The sequence below is a fragment of the Pseudomonas sp. LBUM1664 genome (genome assembly GCF_059695895.1).
The window spans coordinates 3059862-3079353 of record NZ_CP166791.1; the positions used below are offsets into that span (position 1 = coordinate 3059862).

Annotated in this window: 14 protein-coding genes; 2 read left to right on the forward strand and 12 right to left on the reverse strand. The window is 59.4% G+C overall.

The window, feature by feature from the left end:
* Positions 1-127 precede the first annotated feature (127 nt).
* The 4 genes from ACA047_RS14260 to ACA047_RS14275 form a co-directional block, all read right to left on the reverse strand.
* Positions 128-1561, reverse strand: a complete 1434-nt coding sequence (locus ACA047_RS14260; protein ID WP_497360001.1) for an efflux transporter outer membrane subunit — start codon at positions 1559-1561, stop codon at positions 128-130.
* Positions 1558-4737 (reverse strand): efflux RND transporter permease subunit, encoded by a 3180-nt coding sequence (locus ACA047_RS14265; protein ID WP_497360003.1) that lies wholly within the window; start codon positions 4735-4737, stop codon positions 1558-1560. Before ACA047_RS14265 ends, ACA047_RS14260 begins: the two co-directional genes overlap by 4 nt.
* Before the next feature lie 15 nt (positions 4738-4752).
* Positions 4753-6006 carry a multidrug efflux RND transporter periplasmic adaptor subunit MexE gene (gene mexE, locus ACA047_RS14270; protein WP_497360005.1) on the reverse strand — a complete coding sequence of 418 codons (1254 nt, stop codon included), beginning with the start codon at positions 6004-6006 and terminating at the stop codon, positions 4753-4755.
* Between the two features lie 208 nt (positions 6007-6214).
* On the reverse strand, positions 6215-6979 hold the full coding sequence (locus tag ACA047_RS14275; RefSeq protein WP_497360007.1) for a substrate-binding periplasmic protein: 765 nt from the start codon (positions 6977-6979) through the stop codon (positions 6215-6217).
* A 625-nt stretch (positions 6980-7604) separates the two neighbouring features.
* On the opposite strand from ACA047_RS14275, the gene pqqA reads away from it, so the two are divergent.
* Entirely contained in the window at positions 7605-7676 is a 72-nt protein-coding gene (gene pqqA, locus ACA047_RS14280) for a pyrroloquinoline quinone precursor peptide PqqA (RefSeq protein ID WP_335944289.1), read from the forward strand.
* Between the two features lie 28 nt (positions 7677-7704).
* Here the strand turns inward: pqqA and ACA047_RS14285 are convergent, their stop codons facing one another.
* From ACA047_RS14285 to ACA047_RS14315, 7 genes are all read right to left on the reverse strand, one after another.
* Positions 7705-8268, reverse strand: coding sequence for a hypothetical protein (locus ACA047_RS14285; RefSeq protein WP_497360009.1), 564 nt, complete (start codon positions 8266-8268; stop codon positions 7705-7707).
* Positions 8269-8468: 200 nt separating this feature from the next.
* The gene (locus tag ACA047_RS14290) at positions 8469-9461 is read right to left on the reverse strand and encodes a LacI family DNA-binding transcriptional regulator (RefSeq protein ID WP_497360011.1); all 993 of its coding nucleotides are present in this window, start codon (positions 9459-9461) and stop codon (positions 8469-8471) included.
* 75 nt (positions 9462-9536) lie between these two features.
* Complete coding sequence (locus ACA047_RS14295; RefSeq protein ID WP_497360013.1) at positions 9537-11039, reverse strand: glycoside hydrolase family 32 protein; 1503 nt, start codon at positions 11037-11039, stop codon at positions 9537-9539.
* A complete protein-coding gene (locus ACA047_RS14300; RefSeq protein ID WP_497360015.1) occupies positions 11036-12181 on the reverse strand; it encodes an ABC transporter ATP-binding protein in 1146 nt (381 codons plus the stop codon). Before ACA047_RS14300 ends, ACA047_RS14295 begins: the two co-directional genes overlap by 4 nt.
* Before the next feature lie 27 nt (positions 12182-12208).
* On the reverse strand, positions 12209-13051 hold the full coding sequence (locus tag ACA047_RS14305; protein WP_497360017.1) for a carbohydrate ABC transporter permease: 843 nt from the start codon (positions 13049-13051) through the stop codon (positions 12209-12211).
* A complete protein-coding gene (locus tag ACA047_RS14310) occupies positions 13048-14010 on the reverse strand; it encodes a carbohydrate ABC transporter permease (RefSeq protein ID WP_497360019.1) in 963 nt (320 codons plus the stop codon). The genes ACA047_RS14305 and ACA047_RS14310 overlap by 4 nt, the downstream gene beginning before the upstream one ends.
* Before the next feature lie 21 nt (positions 14011-14031).
* Positions 14032-15306 carry an ABC transporter substrate-binding protein gene (locus tag ACA047_RS14315; RefSeq protein ID WP_497360352.1) on the reverse strand — a complete coding sequence of 425 codons (1275 nt, stop codon included), beginning with the start codon at positions 15304-15306 and terminating at the stop codon, positions 14032-14034.
* A gap of 169 nt (positions 15307-15475) precedes the next feature.
* Between ACA047_RS14315 and ACA047_RS14320 the strand changes: the two genes are divergently transcribed.
* Positions 15476-17044, forward strand: a complete 1569-nt coding sequence (locus ACA047_RS14320; protein ID WP_497360022.1) for a carbohydrate porin — start codon at positions 15476-15478, stop codon at positions 17042-17044.
* 262 nt (positions 17045-17306) lie between these two features.
* On the opposite strand, the gene ACA047_RS14325 is transcribed toward ACA047_RS14320, so the two are convergent.
* Positions 17307-19019: a SulP family inorganic anion transporter gene (locus tag ACA047_RS14325; protein ID WP_497360024.1), complete on the reverse strand. Its 1713-nt coding sequence runs from the start codon at positions 19017-19019 to the stop codon at positions 17307-17309.
* Between the last annotated feature and the right edge of the window lie 473 nt (positions 19020-19492).

Genomic DNA, 19492 nt, shown 5'->3' on the forward strand with positions numbered 1-19492 from the left:
TCTCTAGCAACCCTTCCTAAAAAGTAGCCGGGCCCGATAGACCAAAAAAAGCCCCGCATCCGAATGGGAGGCGGGGCAAAAATTTGGTTGGTTGCGGCCAACCAAAGGAGCTCGGTTGAGAAGGGGGTCAGTTGCTGGCGACGGTCTGCGGGTTCCAACCGCCGCCCAGGGCTTTGTAGATCGCGACGATGCCGCGATACAGGTCTACTTCGGCCTGGGCCTGGGTGTCTTCGGCGGCCAGGCGTTCACGCTGGGCGTCGAGCAACACGAGGAAATCCACGGTGCCTTCGCGGTAGCGAATCTGGGCCAGGTCAGCGGCGGCGCGGCTCGATTCGCTCTGACGGATCAGCGAAATCAGGCGCTGTTGGCGCTTGCCGTAATCGCTGAAGGCGTTTTCCGATTCTTCCAAGGCCAGCAACACTTGCTGTTCGTAGGTCGCCAGGGCACCGTCAGCCTCTGCGTTGGCGCCGCGCAAACGAGCCCGGACACTGCCCAGGTCGAAGGCGGCCCAGGTGATGCTCGGGCCCAATGACCAGGCTTTGGCTGCCGAGGAGCCGATCTGCGAACCGCGCTCGGCGGTAAAGCCAAGAAAACCGCTGAGGCTGACCCGCGGGAACAGGTCGGCCTTGGCCACGCCGATACGCGCCGTGGCGGCGGCCAGTTGACGCTCGGCCTTGAGAATGTCCGGACGACGTTGCAGCAGTTCGCCCAGGTCTCCGACCGGCAGGGACTTGTCGATGGCTGGCAGTCGTTTGGGGCTCAGGTCAACGCTCAGTTTGTCCGGGCGCTCGCCCAGCAACGTGGCGATGCGGTTGCGTTGGCGTACCTGTTCGGCCTGCAGTTGCGGCAAGCTGGCGTCCACCGAGGCCAGGCGCGCATCGGCGCGAACCACGTCGAGCTGATCGCCGACACCGGCGTCGCGCAGGCTTTCGGTGATTTTGCGCGACTCCTGTTGATTCTCAAGGTTCTCCAGGGCGATCTTTTCCCGCAGTTGGGCGCCGCGCAGTTGACCGTAGGCGTCCACCAGCTCGGCGATCATCGTCACCTGCAACTGATAGAGATCGGCTTCGGCCGCCTGCTGATCGGCGTCGCTGGCTTCCAGGTTGCGCTGGATGCGCCCAAACAGGTCCAGCTCCCAGGCCATGTCCAGGCCCAGGTCGTAACGCTCGCTGTTGACCCGGTCGGTGGTCTGCCCCGGAATCTGTCCTTTGCCCACACTGCTGCTGGCGCGGCTGGTGATGGTCGGCATGGCGTCATTGCTGGCGTCGTCGCGAATGGCCCGGGACGCCCGCAAACGGGCGAAGGCCACGCGTAACTCGCGGTTGCCTTCCAGTGAGCGGGTCACCAACGTGTTGAGGGTCGGGTCTTCGAACTGCTGCCACCAGATGCCTTCAAAGCGGGCCCGGTCGAAGTTTTTCTGGCCCTCGGCGCCATCGGTGGCGGTGGTGATGTTGGCCGCCTCCGTTTGCGGTGTCTTGTAGTCCGGGCCTACGGCGCAGGCACTCAGATTCAAGGTCAGGGCCAGCACCAGCAAGCTTGGCACGAACGCTTTCAAACTCATTGTTGCGCCTCCAGTTTCAAAGCCCGGGCCGCCTTGCGGGCCTCGCTGCGTTCGACGAAGTTGCGGATCAGTACATAGAACACCGGAGTGAGCAGCAGGCCGAAGAATGTCACGCCCAGCATCCCCGAGAACACCGCGACACCCATGGCATGGCGCATTTCCGCACCGGCACCGCTGGAGAGCACCAGGGGCACCACGCCCATGATGAAGGCGAAGGAGGTCATCAGGATTGGCCGTAGACGCAGACGGCAGGCTTCCAATACCGCAGCCAGCGGGTTCATGCCTTCGAGCTGTTTATCCTTGGCGAACTCGACGATCAGAATCGCGTTCTTGCAGGCAAGCCCTACCAGTACGATCAGTCCGATCTGGGTAAAGATGTTGTTGTCGCCGCCGGAGAGAATCACCCCGGTAATGGCCGACAGCAGGGTCATCGGTACGATCAGGATCACCGCCAGTGGCAGGCTCCAGCTCTCGTATTGCGCCGCAAGCACCAGGAACGCCAGCAGTACGCAGAGCGGGAACACGAACAGTGCGGTGTTGCCCGAAAGGATCTGCTGGTACGTCAGGTCGGTCCACTCGTAGGTCATGCCGTTGGGCAATTCCTCCCGGAGCAGTTTCTCGATGGCTTTTTGAGCCTGGCCGGAGCTGTAGCCCGGCGCGGCGGCACCGTTGATTTCAGCGGTGATGAAGCCGTTGTAGTGCATCACGCGGTCCGGCCCCGAGGTGTCGCTGACCTTGATGAAGGTCGCCAACGGGATCATCTCGCCACGGTTGTTGCGCACCTTGAGCTGGCCGATCTGGTCAGACTCGAGGCGGAACTGCTGCTCGGCCTGGACGTTGACCTGATAGGTGCGGCCGAAGCGGTTGAAGTCGTTGGCATACAGCGAGCCCAGGTAGATCTGCAGGGTGTCGAAGATGTCGCTGACGGCCACGCCGTGGGTCTTGGCTTTTTCACGGTCGATGGCGGCATCGACCTGGGGCACGTTCACGGTGTAACTGGTGAACAACCCGGCCAGTTCCGGCACGTTGTGACTCTTGGTGATGATGTTCATGGTTTCTTTGTACAGCTCGTCGTAGCCCAGGTTGCCCCGGTCTTCGATTTGCAGGCGGAAACCACCGATCGTGCCCAACCCTTGTACCGGCGGCGGCGGGAAGATCGCCATGTAGGCTTCCTGGATTTCCGAGTACTGACCGTTCAAGGCACCGGCGATGGCGCCCGCCGACTGGCTCGGGTCTTTGCGCTCATCGAAGGGCTTGAGGGTCACGAACACGATGCCAGCGTTCGGGCTGTTGGTGAAACCGTTGATCGACAGGCCAGGGAAGGCTACCGCGCTTTCGACGCCCGGTTGCTTGAGCGCCATGTCGGACATGCGTTTGATCACGTCTTCGGTGCGGTCCAGGCTGGCGGCATCTGGCAGTTGTGCGAAGGCCACCAGGTATTGCTTGTCTTGCCCGGGTACAAAACCGGTCGGGGTGTTGGAGAACCCGAAGAAGGTCAACACCATCAGGCCCGCATAGAGCAGCAAGGCGATGCCACTGCTACGGATCACACGGCCCACTGTTCCCACATAACCGTGGCTGGCGCGGTCGAAGAAACGGTTGAACGGACGGAACAGCCAGCCACCGAAAATCTTGTCGAGGAACTTGGAGAAACGGTCCTTGGGCGCGTCATGGCTCTTGAGCAGTACCGCGGCCAGGGCCGGCGACAACGTCAGGGAGTTGAACGCCGAGATCACCGTGGAAATGGCAATGGTCAGGGCGAACTGCTTATAGAACTGCCCGGTCAAGCCGCTGATGAATGCCGCTGGAATGAACACCGCGCACAACACCAATGCCGTGGCGATGATCGGACCGGTCACTTCACCCATGGCGCGCTTGGTGGCTTCCACCGGCGTGAGTCCCAGGCCGATGTTTCGTTCGACGTTCTCCACCACCACGATGGCGTCGTCCACCACGATACCGATGGCCAGTACCAGGCCGAATAGCGATAGAGCGTTGAGAGAGAAGCCAAACAGGTGCATCACGGCGAACGTACCGATCAGTGACACCGGTACAGCCACCAGCGGAATGATCGAGGCACGCCAGGTTTGCAGGAACAGGATCACCACCAGCACCACGAGGATCAGCGCTTCGAACAGGGTGTGGACCACCGCCTCGATGGAACCGCGCACGAAGATCGTCGGGTCATAGACGATGCTGTAATCCATTCCCGCTGGGAAGCCTTTCTTCAACTCCTCCATCTTGGCGCGAACGTCGTTGGAGATCTGGATGGCATTGGAGCCCGGCCGCTGGAAGATCGGGATCGCCACCGCCGGCTGGTTGTCGAGCAACGAGCGCAAGGCGTACTGGCTGGAACCCAGCTCGACCCGGGCGATGTCTTTCAGGCGAGTGATCTCACCGTCGGCGCCGGAACGAATGATGATGTTCTCGAACTCTTCCTCGCTTACCAGGCGGCCTTGGGCGTTAACCGATAACTGGAACGCCGTGGCATTGGGTGCTGGCGGCGCGCCCAGGGCACCAGCGGCGACCTGACGGTTCTGTTCGCGGATGGCGGTGACCACGTCAGTGGCGGTCAGGTTGCGCGAAGCGGTCTTGTTCGGATCCAGCCAAACCCGCAGGGAATAGTCGCCCATGCCGAACAGCTGCACATCACCCACACCACCCAGGCGCGCCAACTCATCCTTGATGTTGAGCAGGGCATAGTTGGACAGGTAAAGCATGTCGTAGCGTTTGTCCGGCGAGGTCAAGTGCACGACCATGGTCAGGTCGGGCGAAGCCTTGTCCACCGTGATGCCAATGCGGGTCACTTCTTCCGGCAGCTTGGGCTCGGTCCGGGTGACGCGGTTCTGCACCTGCACCTGGGCGTTGTCCAGGTCGGTGCCCAGGGCGAAGGTGATGGTCAGGGTGATCTTGCCGTCGGCGGTGGACTGCGAAGACATGTACAGCATGTTCTCAACGCCCGTGATGGCTTGCTCAAGAGGCGCGGCCACGGTTTCGCCGATGACCTTGGGGTTGGCACCCGGGAAGTTGGCGCGTACGACTACGGTCGGCGGCACGACTTCCGGGTATTCGCTGATCGGCAACTGGAACAGCGAGATGGCGCCGGCGATCAGGATCAGCAGCGAGAGCACCGCTGCGAAAATCGGCCGCGAAATGAAGAACTGGGAAAATTTCATCTTGAGTTCAGTCCCTTAACCGCGTGGGGTCGCAGCGGCCAGTTTGCCTGCTGATCCGGAAGCAGCCTTGGCGGGCGCGACTTGGGGCAGGTTGCTGGCTTCGAGCGCTTTTCGTTGTTGTGCCAGGGCGGCGATGGTCTCTTCGCTGGCCATCGGCACGGTTTCAGGCGTGACCGGCGAACCCGGACGAGCCCGTTGCAGCCCCTTGACGATGATGGTGTCGTCCTTGCTCAGGCCGTTACGCACGATGCGCAGACCTTCAATCTTGGGCCCCAGCTCGACGGCGCGATACGCAGGCTTGTTGTCGGCGTCCATCACCAGCACGAATTTCTTGCCCAGGTCGGTGCCCACGGCTTCGTCGTTGATCAGCACGGCGGAATACGTGCCGCTGCCCACCAGTTTCAGTCGGGCATAGAGGCCTGGGGTGTAGGCGCCGTCCTTGTTGTCGAACACGGCGCGGCCACGGATGGTGCCGGTTTGCGGGTTGACCTGGTTGTCGACGAAGTTCATCTGCCCCAGGTGTGGATTGCCGCTCTCGTTGGACAGGCCCATGTACACCGGGGTGGTCTGGCCGCGCTGGCCCTGGCGAGCGAGTTGGGTGTACTTGAGGAAGACGCGTTCGTCGGCGTCGAAGTAGGCGTAGACCTTGTCGGTCGACACGACGCTGGTCAGCGGCGTGACGTCGGCGGTCACCAGGTTGCCGGCGGTGATTTGTGCACGGCTGACGCGCCCGCTGATGGGCGAGGTGACACGGGTGAAGCTCAGGTTCAGTTTGGCCAGATCCAGTTGCGCCTGGATGGCTGCCGTGGCGGCACGGGCTTCCTGGGCGGCGCTGGTACGCGAGTCTGCCAGCTCAGCGGAAATGGCATTGTTCAAACGCAGGCGTTCGCCACGCTGGGCTTCGTTTTCGCTACGGGTTGCGGTGGCACGGGACTGGGCCAACTGGGCTTCGAGACGACGTACTTCAGCCTGGAAGGGGCGAGGGTCAATCTGGAACAACAGGTCGCCTTTCTTGACCAGCGAACCTTCGGTGAAGGCCACCTCATCGATTTGCCCCGAAACCCGCGGGCGTATCTCGACGGTTTCCGGTGCCTCGAGGCGCCCGGTGAATTCGTCCCATTCGTTGACCGGCTGCTCCAACACCTTGGCCACACTGACTTTGGCCGCAGGCATGGAGGCGGCTGTCTCGGGAGTCTTGCCGCAAGCGCTCATCACCAGCACTGCCAGCAGTGCGAGGGGAAAGCGCAGTTTTGAAAGTGAATGTTCCATGGATAGCATCCCGCCAATGTATTGAGAATGGACGGATGATGCGGGGGGCGAAGCAGCGGAACGAATCGAATGAAACAAAGATAACTATCATTCGGAATGATATAAGCCATCACCAAGCCCTCTAGTTTGGGGCTTTCGTTAGGTTGCTATTAATTTGGTTGATGATGCTTCAGCAGGCTGGATCAGTCGAAAATCAGCCCATGTAGCGCTATTTTGACAAATAAACGTCATGGATACGCTTAAGTTCGCCATCGGCGCGCAGGGCTTCAACGGCGTCGCGCAAGTCTTCGACCATTTGGGCAGAGCACTGCTTCGAACACGCCAGATAGAGATCGGCGCTGCTCTTGACTGAACTCATGAGCAGTTTGCGTTTAGATACCTTCGGCCAAATGTACCGACTCTCTGGAACACCGTTGAACCAGGCATCAATGCGCCCCATCAAGAGCATTTGGGCGGGGTTGTCACCGATGGCCAGTGGGTAGATCTGTTCGTCGCTGAACCCCTCGGTGCGCAGGATTTCCTCCTGGGCACTGCCCAGGCCGACGCCGATCATGCGGTAGGTTTCTTTTGCTTGGGCGAAGCTGCTCACTCGCCGGTCAAGGCTGAAGAAGGCTCGTTCCATGGGCATGATCGAGGCGATCCAGGTATAGCGATCTTCACGTCCAGGTATGCGCGACAAAGGCGTTATCAAGAGGTCTTGCCCCTCGCTGACGTGTCTCTGTGCCCTGGCCCAGGGAAGCACATGAATTTTCACGGCGTACCCGGCTTTGGTCATGGCCGCCAAGGCGACGTCGCCGACAATTCCGTGACCTCTCGGGTCGTCGACAAACGTCAGCGGAGGAGCATCCAGGATGTGCAGTTCAACCGGTAGGGGCGCGCCGCTGGCGTGACCGACCATCAGCAGCGGTAGTGACAGGCAAAGGCGGAAAAGCGCTTTGATACGGACATGCAATACGCGTGTGATCCGGCTCATGATCGATACTTCAGGCATTGAAAAGGGTGCGCCAGGCTGCGTGTGCTCGGCGTCGGGAAACATCGTCCTACAGGCCAGTCTGTTATGTGATGCAGCGAATCCGAAGCAGGTTCGCCACACCCTTTTTATCGTGACACGTCAATGCTGTCGGCCTGATTGCGTGTATCTGAAGGTATAGATCATCCCGTCGACAAAAACCTTGGCGTCTGGCGTTTTGATGCCGTTGGGCGCGACGGTATGGCAGGTTGTGGCCCGTGTGCCGGGAGCCTCGCCACAAAACCCCCTCGCACGACCATGGTTTGTTCATTGGGGACGTTTGCAGGAGGGATTTCGGCGGGTTGGGCATCGCACATGCCAGGACCAATGCCGGACACATTGCCCGTTAGCACGCCAGGGCCGATCATGGTGAAGATCAGTATTGTTTTTTGATTTTTCAACGAAGTGGCCGGCAACGAATCCAGCAGATGGGGGGGATGCGCGATGTGACGGTGCGTGAGGGGGTGAAAATCGATAATTCGCTGAGTTCCGACTGGCCTATTTTTACTGAGTTGTCAGCGGGAACCGTGCCAGGGTGACGATCCTTTCAAGTAGCTATACCCATTAAAACCATACAGAGGAATTCAACATGTGGACTAAACCAACCTATATCGATATGCGCATTGGTTTCGAAGTAACCATGTACTTCGCCAACCGCTGAAGCTCTGCATGGTGGGGCGCCGGGCTCGCTATTTCAGGGGTGTCGGCGTCACCAGCGTTCGCTCGCCCGACAGGGAGAGCTCGTAGATTTTCAGGGTATAGCTATCCTGGAGAACCGTTTCGATGAGGTAGGTCTTCATCGGCCGGGGTGTAAAGGTTTGCACGGGAGGCTGCTTACTGGCACCCAGGGGAATGGGGATACCATTGAGGACAAAGGTGGACTCCTTGACCTTGGCCCGTACCTTGATGGGCTTATCGGCGTCTACGAGTCGTTCGATCACATCTGTTCCTGGGGCCAGGCGCCTGAGGTAGCCAGGGATTTTCTTGAGGTAGGTGGCGTCATACACCGGCTCGCCCGCGACGGACAAAAAATCGTCTGGCACATCTGCCGTACTGAAAAGGAACGTCACCGGGTTGTTGCCTTCGCCGCCGATGTGGCGGAAGGTCAGGCTGGCGTGCTTGTCGTCAGGGACCAGCGTGACAATGGGTGCTGGAGACGGTTCGACGGCCTTGGCCGCAGGGGTGCGATTGGAGCACCCGGTGATCAGCGCGGCGGCCGAAATGGCAGCGGATAGCATCAGTAGTTTTTTCATGTGTATTCCTTGGTAATCCTCACCGCCCAATGATTGCCACGCCGTCCAGGCGTGCAAAGGAGAGCATCTCTCCCGTTTATTGACGGGGGAGTGCACGGATACGGGGATTGGCGGTTTTTTTCAAGCTTTTTGCATGGGTGGGCGCTCAGATAGCCATCTGGCTACCTTGCTCAAAGGCGCTTGCCAGATACCGATTTGGCTTATAGCGATGCCCTGATCACCAATGGACAATCTACTGGCTGGGCTCCCGATACGTCGAGGGCCTCGATCAGGTGCCGGGCAGCCTTGCGACCGATCTCGTAGTACGGCAGTTGTACCGTGGTCAATGGCGGGATGAACAGTTCGGCGATGCCGATCATGTTGTCATAGCCGAGCACAGCGACGTCGTCGGGAATTTTCAGGCCACGGCTCAACAACAGCTGATAGGCACAAAAGGCAATGCGGTCGTTGCCACAGATCAGAATGTCGAACTGGGGACGGCCCTCAATGATGTGCCGGTCGAGGATAGCAGCGGTTTCACCGTAGGCATCGTGATCAGAAAGGTCGTATTGCAGGAGTGCTTCAGGCGCCATCCCGAAGGCTTGGCAGGCACGCTGCAGGCCCTTTTGTCGCAGGCTCCAGGCAACACTCTGTTTTGGCAGATTGATACACAAGGGGCGCCGATAGCCTTGGCTCAACGCATGGTGAACAGCTCGATGCTGCCCCGCTTCATCATCGGGCACATAACTGACCAGTCGACTGTCATCCCCCAAGCAATTGGCGAGCACCAGCGGTTTGCTCTTCAATCGCTCGGGAATGCTCACCTGGCGCAACCCCATGGCGCTGAAGATCAACCCGTCGGGACGGTGCGACAGCATCAGGTCGATGTTCTGGTCGGTGGGCGGGTTGCTCAAGAGGTTGAGGATAAAGACATTCCAGCCTGCTTGCTGCGCGGTCTGTTCGATGGACAGCAGCAACTCGACCGCGAACGGTGTGGTCGCGGTGTCCAGTGCAAACACACCGATGGTTCGCGCCTGGAGGTTGTCGCCGCGCATCCGGCGCGCCGACAGGCTCGGTACGAATTGCAGTTCGTCAATGGCGCGACGCACCCGCTGAAGGGTTTCGGGGCTCAGTTTTTCCGGATTGTTGAGCGCTCGAGAAACCGTCATCAGAGACACGCCGGCCAGCTGTGCAACGTCTTTCACTGAAGTCATGCGAGGTGAGGCCGGTCAGGTTGACGCAGAATCATGACACAGGCCCCGGGCTTCTCGCGACTCGAATGACGGCGCTCATAGCCATCCTGAGGCCAAAGGCCATGCCCCGGGAATCGAGACACGCCCGCCAGTCCCGCTTGCCAGTAGCTTCACTCCCAAACTATCGGGCCGGGGGTAGAGGCGACTGCTGAGGCTGAAGCGCCCGTTTTCGTCAAATACCTCGATGGACGAGCGATCCAGGAACACACGCAGTTGCAGTTGCTCTTGTGCCCGATCTATCGACACGCTGCGCTGGCCGGTCACTTGCGCACCGGAGTGACTGCGGTCCAGCACCAGACGTTGCAGTGACGCATCGTAATAAAGCAGGGTTTGTTCATGGTCATCGGCGCTGCAGCGCAAGGCGATTCCCAGGTGGCCGTCGGTGCAGTCGCGCAAATCCAGATGCACATGGATTTCGAGCCTGTCGCCCTTTACGTGGGGCACCCATCGGCTACCCGACTCATCCCACCAGGGCGTGCTCGGCAACGGCGTCTCGCGCAGCGCAGTCAGTTCGCGTGCCGGAAACACGCAAAGGCGATCGCCATGCAATTGGAGTTCGCGTGGCAAACCGAGCATGCCGCACCAGTGATGAGCCTGGCTCGGCATCGGGCTTTCCCACATGTCGAGCCACGCCCACAGCAGGCGCCGGCCATCGGCGGCCTCCAGGGTTTGCGCAGCATAGAAGTCGTGGCCGTTATCCAGCTCGATAAAAGGCCCGCCAGTGAAGTGCCATTCGCTGTCGAGTCGGCCCACTCGATAACCGGTCTGGTACGTGTTGAGCCGGTCGTAACCCTGGGGTTTCATGCCTTGGGGGGAATAGAGCAGCACATCGCGTCCGTCCAGCCGAAACAGATCCGGGCACTCCCACATATAGCCATCGCCCTCACGGCCGCTGGACACATAGTCGAGGAACTCCCAGGCGTACAGGTCCGTGGAGCGATACAGCGGGAGCAGGGGTTTATCGCCCAGGCGTGCTCCGGCAATCAGGTACCAATAGTCATCCGCCTTCCATACCTTGGGGTCGCGAAAGTGCATGATCGTGTCTTGCGGCGCGGTCTCGATGACGGCGCCATGCTTGACGAACCGGATGCCGTCGAGACTGGTGGCCAGACACTGGACTTGACGGATGAAGCGTTCGTCGCCCACGTCTCCCAGCCAGGTATGCCCCGTGTAGATCAGCGCCAGGGTATCGCCACACACCACCGCGCTACCGGAAAAACAACCATCGCGGTCGAAGTCATCGCCCGGCGCCAGGGCAATGGGTAGGTGCTGCCAATGGACCAGGTCGGCACTCTTGGCATGCCCCCAATACATCGGGCCCCATTTCGCGTCGAAAGGGTGGTGTTGATAGAACACATGATATTCACCACGAAAGTACACCACCCCATTCGGGTCGTTCATCCAGCCTGTTGGAGGGGCCAGATGATAACCAGGGCGATAATCATGGATGACGCGAGACTGGCCATCAGTCAGCGCCTGTTGCGCAAGCTCAAGAGCCGTGGACATTGGATCGGTCATGGTATTCAAAGACAAGGTCATAGGGCGCCTGCTCGTACCGAGCGCAGGGTGACGTCAGGCAGCTGGGTTTCAATGGTTTGTGGGTCGCGCCTCAAGGCCGTGCCGTCGGCATCGAACAGATGCAAATTGCCCATCTCCAACTGCAGTTCAACCCGATCGCCCACCTGCCATCCGGCGCTGACCTCGCAACGACAGATCAGGGGCTCGTCCTGACCGGTTTCCAGGTGCACATAGGTTTCGCTGCCCAGGTATTCGACACCGCTCACGACGACGCCGGCGGTTCCCTCTGCCGCTTTAAGCGACACGTGTTCGGGGCGAATCCCCAGGCTCAACTGAGTGTTGGCCGCCAGGCTCGAGCTATCGAGGGGCAGGGACGTCATACCCAATAAGAGGCAATCGACCAGACTGGTTTCGCCTGGGGTATGCAAGCGTGCCGGCAGGAAGTTCATTCTGGGCGAACCCAGGAAACCGGCGACAAAGCGGCTGGCCGGGCGCTCGTAGAGTTCGCGCGGTGAGCCGACCTGCTCTACGTGACCGCCATTGAGCACGACAATTTTGTCGGCCAGGGTCATCGCTTCAACCTGATCGTGGGTGACGTAGATCATGGTCGAGCCCAGGCGAGCATGCAGCCGGGCGATTTCGTTGCGCATCTGCACCCGCAAGGAGGCGTCCAGATTAGAAAGCGGCTCATCGAACAACAAAATATCTGGTTCCCGCGCCATGGCTCTGCCCATGGCCACCCGCTGACGTTGCCCCCCGGACAATTCCTTTGGTTTGCGTTGCAGCAGCTTGTCCAATTGCAGGATCTGCGCGGTTTTTAGCACGCGCTCGCGCAGGCTGCTCTTTTCGGTCTTGGCCAGTTTGAGACCAAAACTGATGTTGTCGTAGACGCTCATGTGCGGGTAGAGCGCATAAGACTGAAACACCATGCCGACGCCACGCTCGCGCGGCTCCAGGTCGTTGACGCGGCGCCCGTCGATCAGCAGGTCGCCGGCACAGATTGAGTCCAGTCCGGCGATCAGTCGCAGCAGGGTCGATTTTCCGCAGCCCGAAGGGCCCACGAACACCACGAATTCACCCGCTGCGATCTCCAGGCTGACATCGCGAAGAATGCGCGTGCCGCCCAATTGTTTGTTCACGTTGTCCAATTTCAGTTTGATCACGATGCTGTTCCTTGTAATTGTCGGGCATCAACCCTTTAACGCGCCGGTAGTGAGGCCGGAAACGATTCGGCGCTGGAAGATCAGCACCAGAATCACCAGTGGGACAGTGACCAGCACCGAGGCGGCCATCAACAGCCCCCAAGGCAACTCATGGGAGCTGCCGCCGGAAATCAAGGCGATGGCGACCGGGACCGTGCGTTGTGTGTCTGTGAGGGTGAAGGTCAGGGCAAACAGGAACTCGTTCCACGCGGCAATGAAGGCCAGCAAGCCTGTGGTGACCAGTGCGGGCCAGAGCAGCGGCAACAGCACGCGGGTCAGCGTGACCCAGGGCGAAGCGCCATCCATGATGGCTGCTTCTTCCAGCTCATGAGGCAGTTGCCCAATGAATGTGGTCAGCACCCAGACGGTGAAGGGCAGGGTGAAAATCGTGTAGCTCAGGATCAACGCCCAGGACGTGTTGTACAGACCCAAGGCACGGATCACCTCGAACAGCCCTGACAACACAGCGACCTGAGGAAACATCGACACGCCAAGGACCATCATCAATACCGTGCCACGTCCACGAAACTTCACCCGGCCCAAGGCATAGGCGGCGGTCAGGCTGAGGAACAGCGCCAGCGTGACCACGCATAGCGCAACCACCAGCGAGTTACCGATGGCCCGCACGAATGAGGCCTGGTGCAGGACGGCGGCATAGTTGGAGAAGTCGGGGTTGTCGATCCAGTAACTCACCTGGAACAAGGCGCTGGATGGCTTCAGCGAAGTCACGATGGCGTAGTAGAACGGGAAGACCGCATACAGCAGCAAGACCCCGATCAGGCACCAGAACCCGAGGCGCAACAGCGCTTTTTTCAGTAGGCGCGGGCTCATGAGCGGACCTCCAGTTGACGGCGTCCGAGGTACAGATAAAACATGGCGATCACCGCTACGACTAGAAATAGCAAGGTCGAGGCCGCGCTGCCGTAACCGACGTCCTGGAATTCCACCAGGTGTTGGCGGGCATAGACCGACATACTCATGGTGCTCGACGAGTTGGAGGTCAGCACATAAATGACGTCGAACACCCGCAAGGAGTCGAGAATGCGGAAGATCGCAGCCACCAGCAATGCCGGCATCAGCAGTGGCAGCGTGACCCGCCAGAACACCTTAAGCGGGTGAATGCCATCGACTCTGGCGGCTTCGTAGCAATCGCTCGGCAACATCTGCAAGGCTGCCAGCATCAGCAGCGTGACAAAAGGGACGGTCTTCCAGACGTCGACGATAATCACCGCCCACATCGACAGATCCGCGTCTGCCGTCCAGGCCAGGGGCGCGTCAATCAGGCCGATGCTCAGCATCAGATGATTGATAATGCCGAACTGATCGTTGAGCATCCATGACCAGATCTTCGCCGAGACAATGGTCGGAATTGCCCAGGGAATCAGAATCAACGCCCGCACCAGCGAACGTCCGGTGAACTTGATGTTCAGCAGCAATGCCACCAACAGCCCCAGGACGATTTCCAGCCCCACGGACACCACGGTGAAATGCAAGGTGTTGCGCACAGCGCCCCACCATTGTGGATCGACCAGAATGCCTGACCAGCCGGAGCTGTTGTGGAACAGATAATTGCTCAAGCCTACAAAGGAGCCGCCACTCGTGTCCGCCAGGCTGGCATCGGTCAGGCTGAACCAGAATGTGCGCAGCAGCGGCCAGGCGGCAACCAGTGCCAGGCACAGCAGCATCGGTGTCAGAAACAGCCAGGCGGCGCGTACTCGACGACGTTGTACCGGCGTTTCCCGGGTGAGCAGGGGCTCGTCATAGAGGACATGGGTAGAAGAGACAGACATGGTTATTTCCTTCCTTGGGGCTTACCAGCTCCGGTGTTTGATGCGCGTCAGTTCGCTTTCCAGTTCGGCCAGCGCTTGATCGACAGGCACCTCACCTGCGAGCACCTCATGTACTTGATCGAAGAACGCATTGGAGACCCGTGGATAACGAGCGGCGGTGATAGCGGCGGGGCGCATGACCCCATCGTTGAGAATGCTGCGCAGTTGACTGTAGTAAGGCATTGCCGCGAGCAACTCAGGATCTTGATAAAGCGACTCGATAACCGGGTTATAGGCGCCGACCAGCGCACGATGTTTCTGCTGTTGGGGACTGCTCAGGTAACTCACCAGTTCTGCGGCAAGTTTTGGATTGGCACTGTAACGCGATACTGCCAGGCCCCACCCGCCGAGCGTGGAGGCATGGGTACCGGTCGTGCCGCCTTGGGGCAGGGGAGCGACCCCGACCTTGTCCTTTACGGCGCTGTCCTGGCTTTGCACCAGGGCCCAGACATAAGGCCAGTTACGCATGAATAGCGCATTTCCCGACTGGAATACGCCACGTCCTTCTTCCTCGGTGTAATTGAGTACACCGCGTGGGGAAATGTCTCCGACCCAGCTTTTGGCCAGAGCCAAAGCCGTTCTTGAGGCTTGATTATTAACCACGATGTCGCCTTGTGAATTGACCAGCCCGCCTTGCGGATGGCTGCTGATCCACTCCAGCGCGTTACACGTCAGGCCCTCGTAGGCGCGCCCTTGAAAGACATAACCCCAGGCATTGGCGTTCCCGGCGTCGCGCTCGGCCTGTTGGACCTCCCTGGCGGTCGCGGTCATTTCTTCCCAGGTCTGGGGTACCGGCTTGTTGTACTTCTCAAGCAAGTCCTTGCGGTAATACAAAAGCCCCGAGTCGGTGAACCACGGCATCGTCACCAACCGCCCGTCCACCGTGGCGTTATCCAACTGTGCCTGGAAATAGCCCTGGGTTGCGTTGGCGGGAAGCACCTCGCGCAGATCCATCAAATGTTTGGCCAGCATTCCCGGCCAGACCATATCGATTTGAATGATGTCGATGTCGCTGGACTGCGCACTCAGGATCTGTTGGTAGAACGACAACCTCTCGGTCGCCGAGTTAGGCGTGGAAACCACTTCAACGTCGTGGCCGGTCTGTTTCGACCATGCCTCGACAGCCTCCTTGCACAGTTGCAATTCCGCACCCACCGCGCCGCAGGAGATCGTCAGATCGGCTGCGCTGGAGAGGGATGGAAGCCCGGCAAAAAGGGTGAGTAGCGCTGCTGGAAGGAGCGATTTGAGCTGTTTCATAAAGCCCTCTTTATTTTTGTTTTTAGAAAAGTTAACGTTAACATCGCCAAATGTAGCAGCGTATTTGCGATGAGGCACCCTTTTTTTCGTGGATTCTGACAAGTCGCCACCTACGTGAAAAAGGCCAGTCGCTGGAACAAAACAATAAAAACAAAACAGGGAAATACACATGCAGAAAACATCAAGCTGGCTACTCGCAGGCGTGCTCGGCACCTCGGCGGCCACTTCTCAAGCTGCGACTCTGGAAGAACGCATGGCTGCGTTTGAAGCCCGTGCCAGCGCAGCGGAAAAGCGTGCAACCGCCGCCGAACAGCAAACCCAGGCACTCGCCAGGGAATTGCAGCAAATCAAACTCGCCACGCCTGCCCTGCAACCAACGGCGTCCACTGCGCCCGCCGTTGCAGCGCCCACTTTGGACACGCGGCTGGCAAAGCTCGAAGCCCGTCAGCAAAACCTGGAAAAACAGGACAAAAGTGGCGGACACCTCACAGACGGATTCAGCTTCAAGGGCTACGCCCGCTCCGGGTTGCTGATCAATGATGGGCTCGGCGGTGGCCGTGGCGGTCCTTATACCACCCCGGCCGGTTCAGTCGGTGGTGCCGTCGGGCGACTCGGTAACGAAGACGACACCTACATGCGCATCGACTTGTCCAAAGAGATGTATGCGCCGAATGGCACCCGTTCCAAATTTACGGTTTCCATCGCCGATGGCGTGGAGAGCTCAAATGATTGGACAGCCGACGAAAGCGACCTGAACGTGCGGCAGGTGTTTACCGAACTCGATCATATTGCTGCGTTCAAGGGCAACTCGACGTTTGAGAATTCCACCCTGTGGGCCGGCAAGCGATTTGACAGGGACAATTTCGATATCCACTGGCTGGACTCGGACATTGTCTATCTGGCCGGTACCGGGGGTGGTATCTACGATGTGCAGATGAACAAGAATTGGCGTTCGAATTACTCGTTGATCGGGCGCAACTACGGGGACTTCAGTGAGGGCGGCATCAATGCCGATGTGGAAAGCTACATCCTGACTTCCAACCAGTTTTTCGACAATGGGCAGTGGCAGTGGATGTTCAATGCCATTGGCTCAAAGAAAAACGACATCGGCAGCCGCAGCAATGAGGCGGGCCTGACGCCTGCGGATTCCGGCTTGCACAGTATGTTGGCCAATCACCAGAAAAACTTTTTCGGCAGGGAAGGCTTCTTCAAAACGGCGCTGCTCTACGGGCAAGGCCTGGGGGCAGAGGTCAAGGACATCGGCTCGGACGGTGAACTGATCGACGAGGCCCGGGCTCTGCGTCTGGCGCTTTACGGCGAGACACCCATTGCACCCGGCTGGCGCATAGGCCCAAGCCTGCTGGCCGAACAGAGCAAGGATCGGTACGTCAAGGGTGACGACTACCGCTGGATGACACTGAACGTGCGCCTGGCCAATGAAATCAACAGCAATTTCGAGATGGCCTACGAGATGAGCTGGCAAACCATGGACCTCGATCCCAAGGGCTACCTGCAACGTAATGCGGTCGACGGTAACTTCTGGAAACTCACGGTTGCCCCGACATTCAAACCGGACCTTGGAGACCTTCTCACACGTCCCGAATTGCGCGTGTTCGCAAGCTTCATGAACTGGTCTTCGGATCTGGACCGATACAGTTCCTCAGACAACTTTGGCAAGTCTGACTTCAACACCGGCGGTGTGTGGCAATACGGTATACAGATGGAGACCTGGTTCTAAATCGCGGGGTTGATGTTCATCCCCAGGCTTGATCTTTGGTGCTTGGCTATCGTTGAGCGCAACGTTGCGCTCAACCCACCCTCTATCCTGTGTAATACCAGGTCGCCAGAGGGCCGGGCAGTCCCTCGCTACGCCGCCGCTATCTACGCCAGACGGCGAGGCGGCGTAGGCGTTTCGGCAGGCTGTGAAGGTAGAAAAATCAATCAACACACCAGTCGCGGGAGCTGCTGGGGCAGCGATTTTGACGGGATGGTCGACGAATCTATCCATTGCCATTGCCATTGCCATTGCCATTGCCATTGCGATTGCGCCACAGCCGATAAGTCCTGATCCCCGAGCGTACCGAACCAAACAGCAATTGGCTCCCCATCTCCCGTGCGAGTCCCGAACGCACCAGCATGCGCAGAAAGCGTCCGCGTGCCCGGGCGATACCGAAGTAGATGCCGCGGGCTTTCAACGTATCGCGCACCTCGCGCAGGGTGACAATGCCACTGACATCGATGGAGCTGACCGCTTCGGCATCGAACAGTACGGCGCGCGGTTGTTCCTCACGCTGCACGGCTTCAAGCAAACGCATCTTGAAGTAGTCCGCGTTGAAGAACTGGATCGCATCGTCAAAGCGATACACCACCAGCCCTTTCACCGTGCGCGCATCCTTGTAGCGGTGGATGTCGACCTGGCCTTCAATGCCCGGCACCCAGCCGAGCACTGCATCAGTGGGCTGGTAGATGCTGTAGAGCAGGCGCAGGATCGCCAGGGTCACGGCGATGATGATGCCCGGCAGCACGCCGAGCCCGAGAACGCCGACGGTGGTCAGTACGCAAAGCCAGAACTCGAAGCGGCTTAGTTTGTAGATCTTTTTCAGTGACTGCACATCGATCAGCCCCCAGCCGGCCATCAGCAGCACCGCACCTAAAGCGGCTTGTGGAATCCAGGCCATGGGGGTGGTGAAGACTAGAAGGATGAGGGCAATCACCAGTGCGGCGATGATCCCTACCAGTTGGCTTTTACCACCGACCATGTCGTTGACCGCCGTGCGCGAGTCGGCGCCGCTGATGGCAAAGCCCTGGGAAACCCCGGCGGCAATGTTGGTCACGCCCAGGGCCAGGAACTCATGGTTGGCATTGATTGTGTAGCCATGGCGTGCGGCAAAGCTGCGGGCGGTGAGCATAGCGCTGCAAAAGCTAACGGTGGCGATACCCAAGGCATCGCGCAGTAGGCTTTTCATCTCCTCAAGATTGGTTTTCGGCCAGGCCAGTTCCGGTATGCCTGCCGGCACGGTGCCTAGAGTCGCCACGCCAAAGCGATCCAGGCCGAACAGCCAGGCCGCCAGCGTCGCAACCGCCACGGTCACCAGCGGCGCCGGCAGGCGGGGGTAGCGGCGTGGCAACCAGATCAGCAGGCTCAGGCCCGCGACGCCGATCACCAGCGTCAGCCAGTGGATTTCCCCCAGGCGTTGCAACAAGTTGATCAGACTGAGAATGAAGCCTTTGCCCTCGATCTGGAACCCCAGCACTTTGCCCAGTTGCCCGGCCCACAGGCTCAGGCCGATACCGTTGAGGTAACCGATCAGGATCGGCCGCGAGAAAAAACTGGCAATGAACCCGGCCCGCGCCAGCCCGGCGCCGATCAGCATCAGTCCGACCAGTATCGTGACAATCACCGACAACTGCACCATGCGTGCGGGATCGCCCATTGCCAGCGGCGCAATCGCCCCGGCCACCATGGCACAGGTGGCCGCATCCGGGCCGACCATCAATTGCCGTGAGCTGCCGATCAGGGCATAAACCATCATCGGCAGGATACATGCGTACAAACCGTACTGCGGCGGCAGGCCGACTATCTGCGCATAGGCAATGGCGATGGGGATCTGGATCGCAGCCACCGACACGCCGGCTTGCAGATCATGACGAAACCATTCACGGCGGTACTGCAACAGGTCTGACAGGCCTGGCAGCCAGCGAGAGAGAAACATGCATGGGTCCTTTCGAGTGATGACGCGAGCTTCTTCAAAGACTGTCCGGATCCCCAAAAAACATTTTGACTTGGCTCTAGGACGGTGTTTTCAGGCGGAAAAAATTCAAATGTGCCCCCAGTTTTGCCCCCAGTAGCGCGGGATATGCGGGCGATCGAGATTGGCGATCTCTGAGGCGGAGCAGGGTGGTCGTCGATGGCTTTCAATGTACGTCAGACTCGGCTTGCACGGGGGATGCCTGGATGATTGGTCGCCTAGGGCAGGGCACCAAGCGCCTGGTAGGACACCGAAATCACATTTGGTGTCCGGTGTGTCATAGCTCAACGGCAGATATTACGGCTAGCTGCTTACGCTGCTAGCCGTAATATCTGTGTTGGGAGAAGTCTATTGATAAAGGAGCGTGCCTGTGCACTCGCCCCTATAGTTGAAGTTAATGCTACTCCCAGCCGAGACCAAGCGTGCGCCGCAACGAA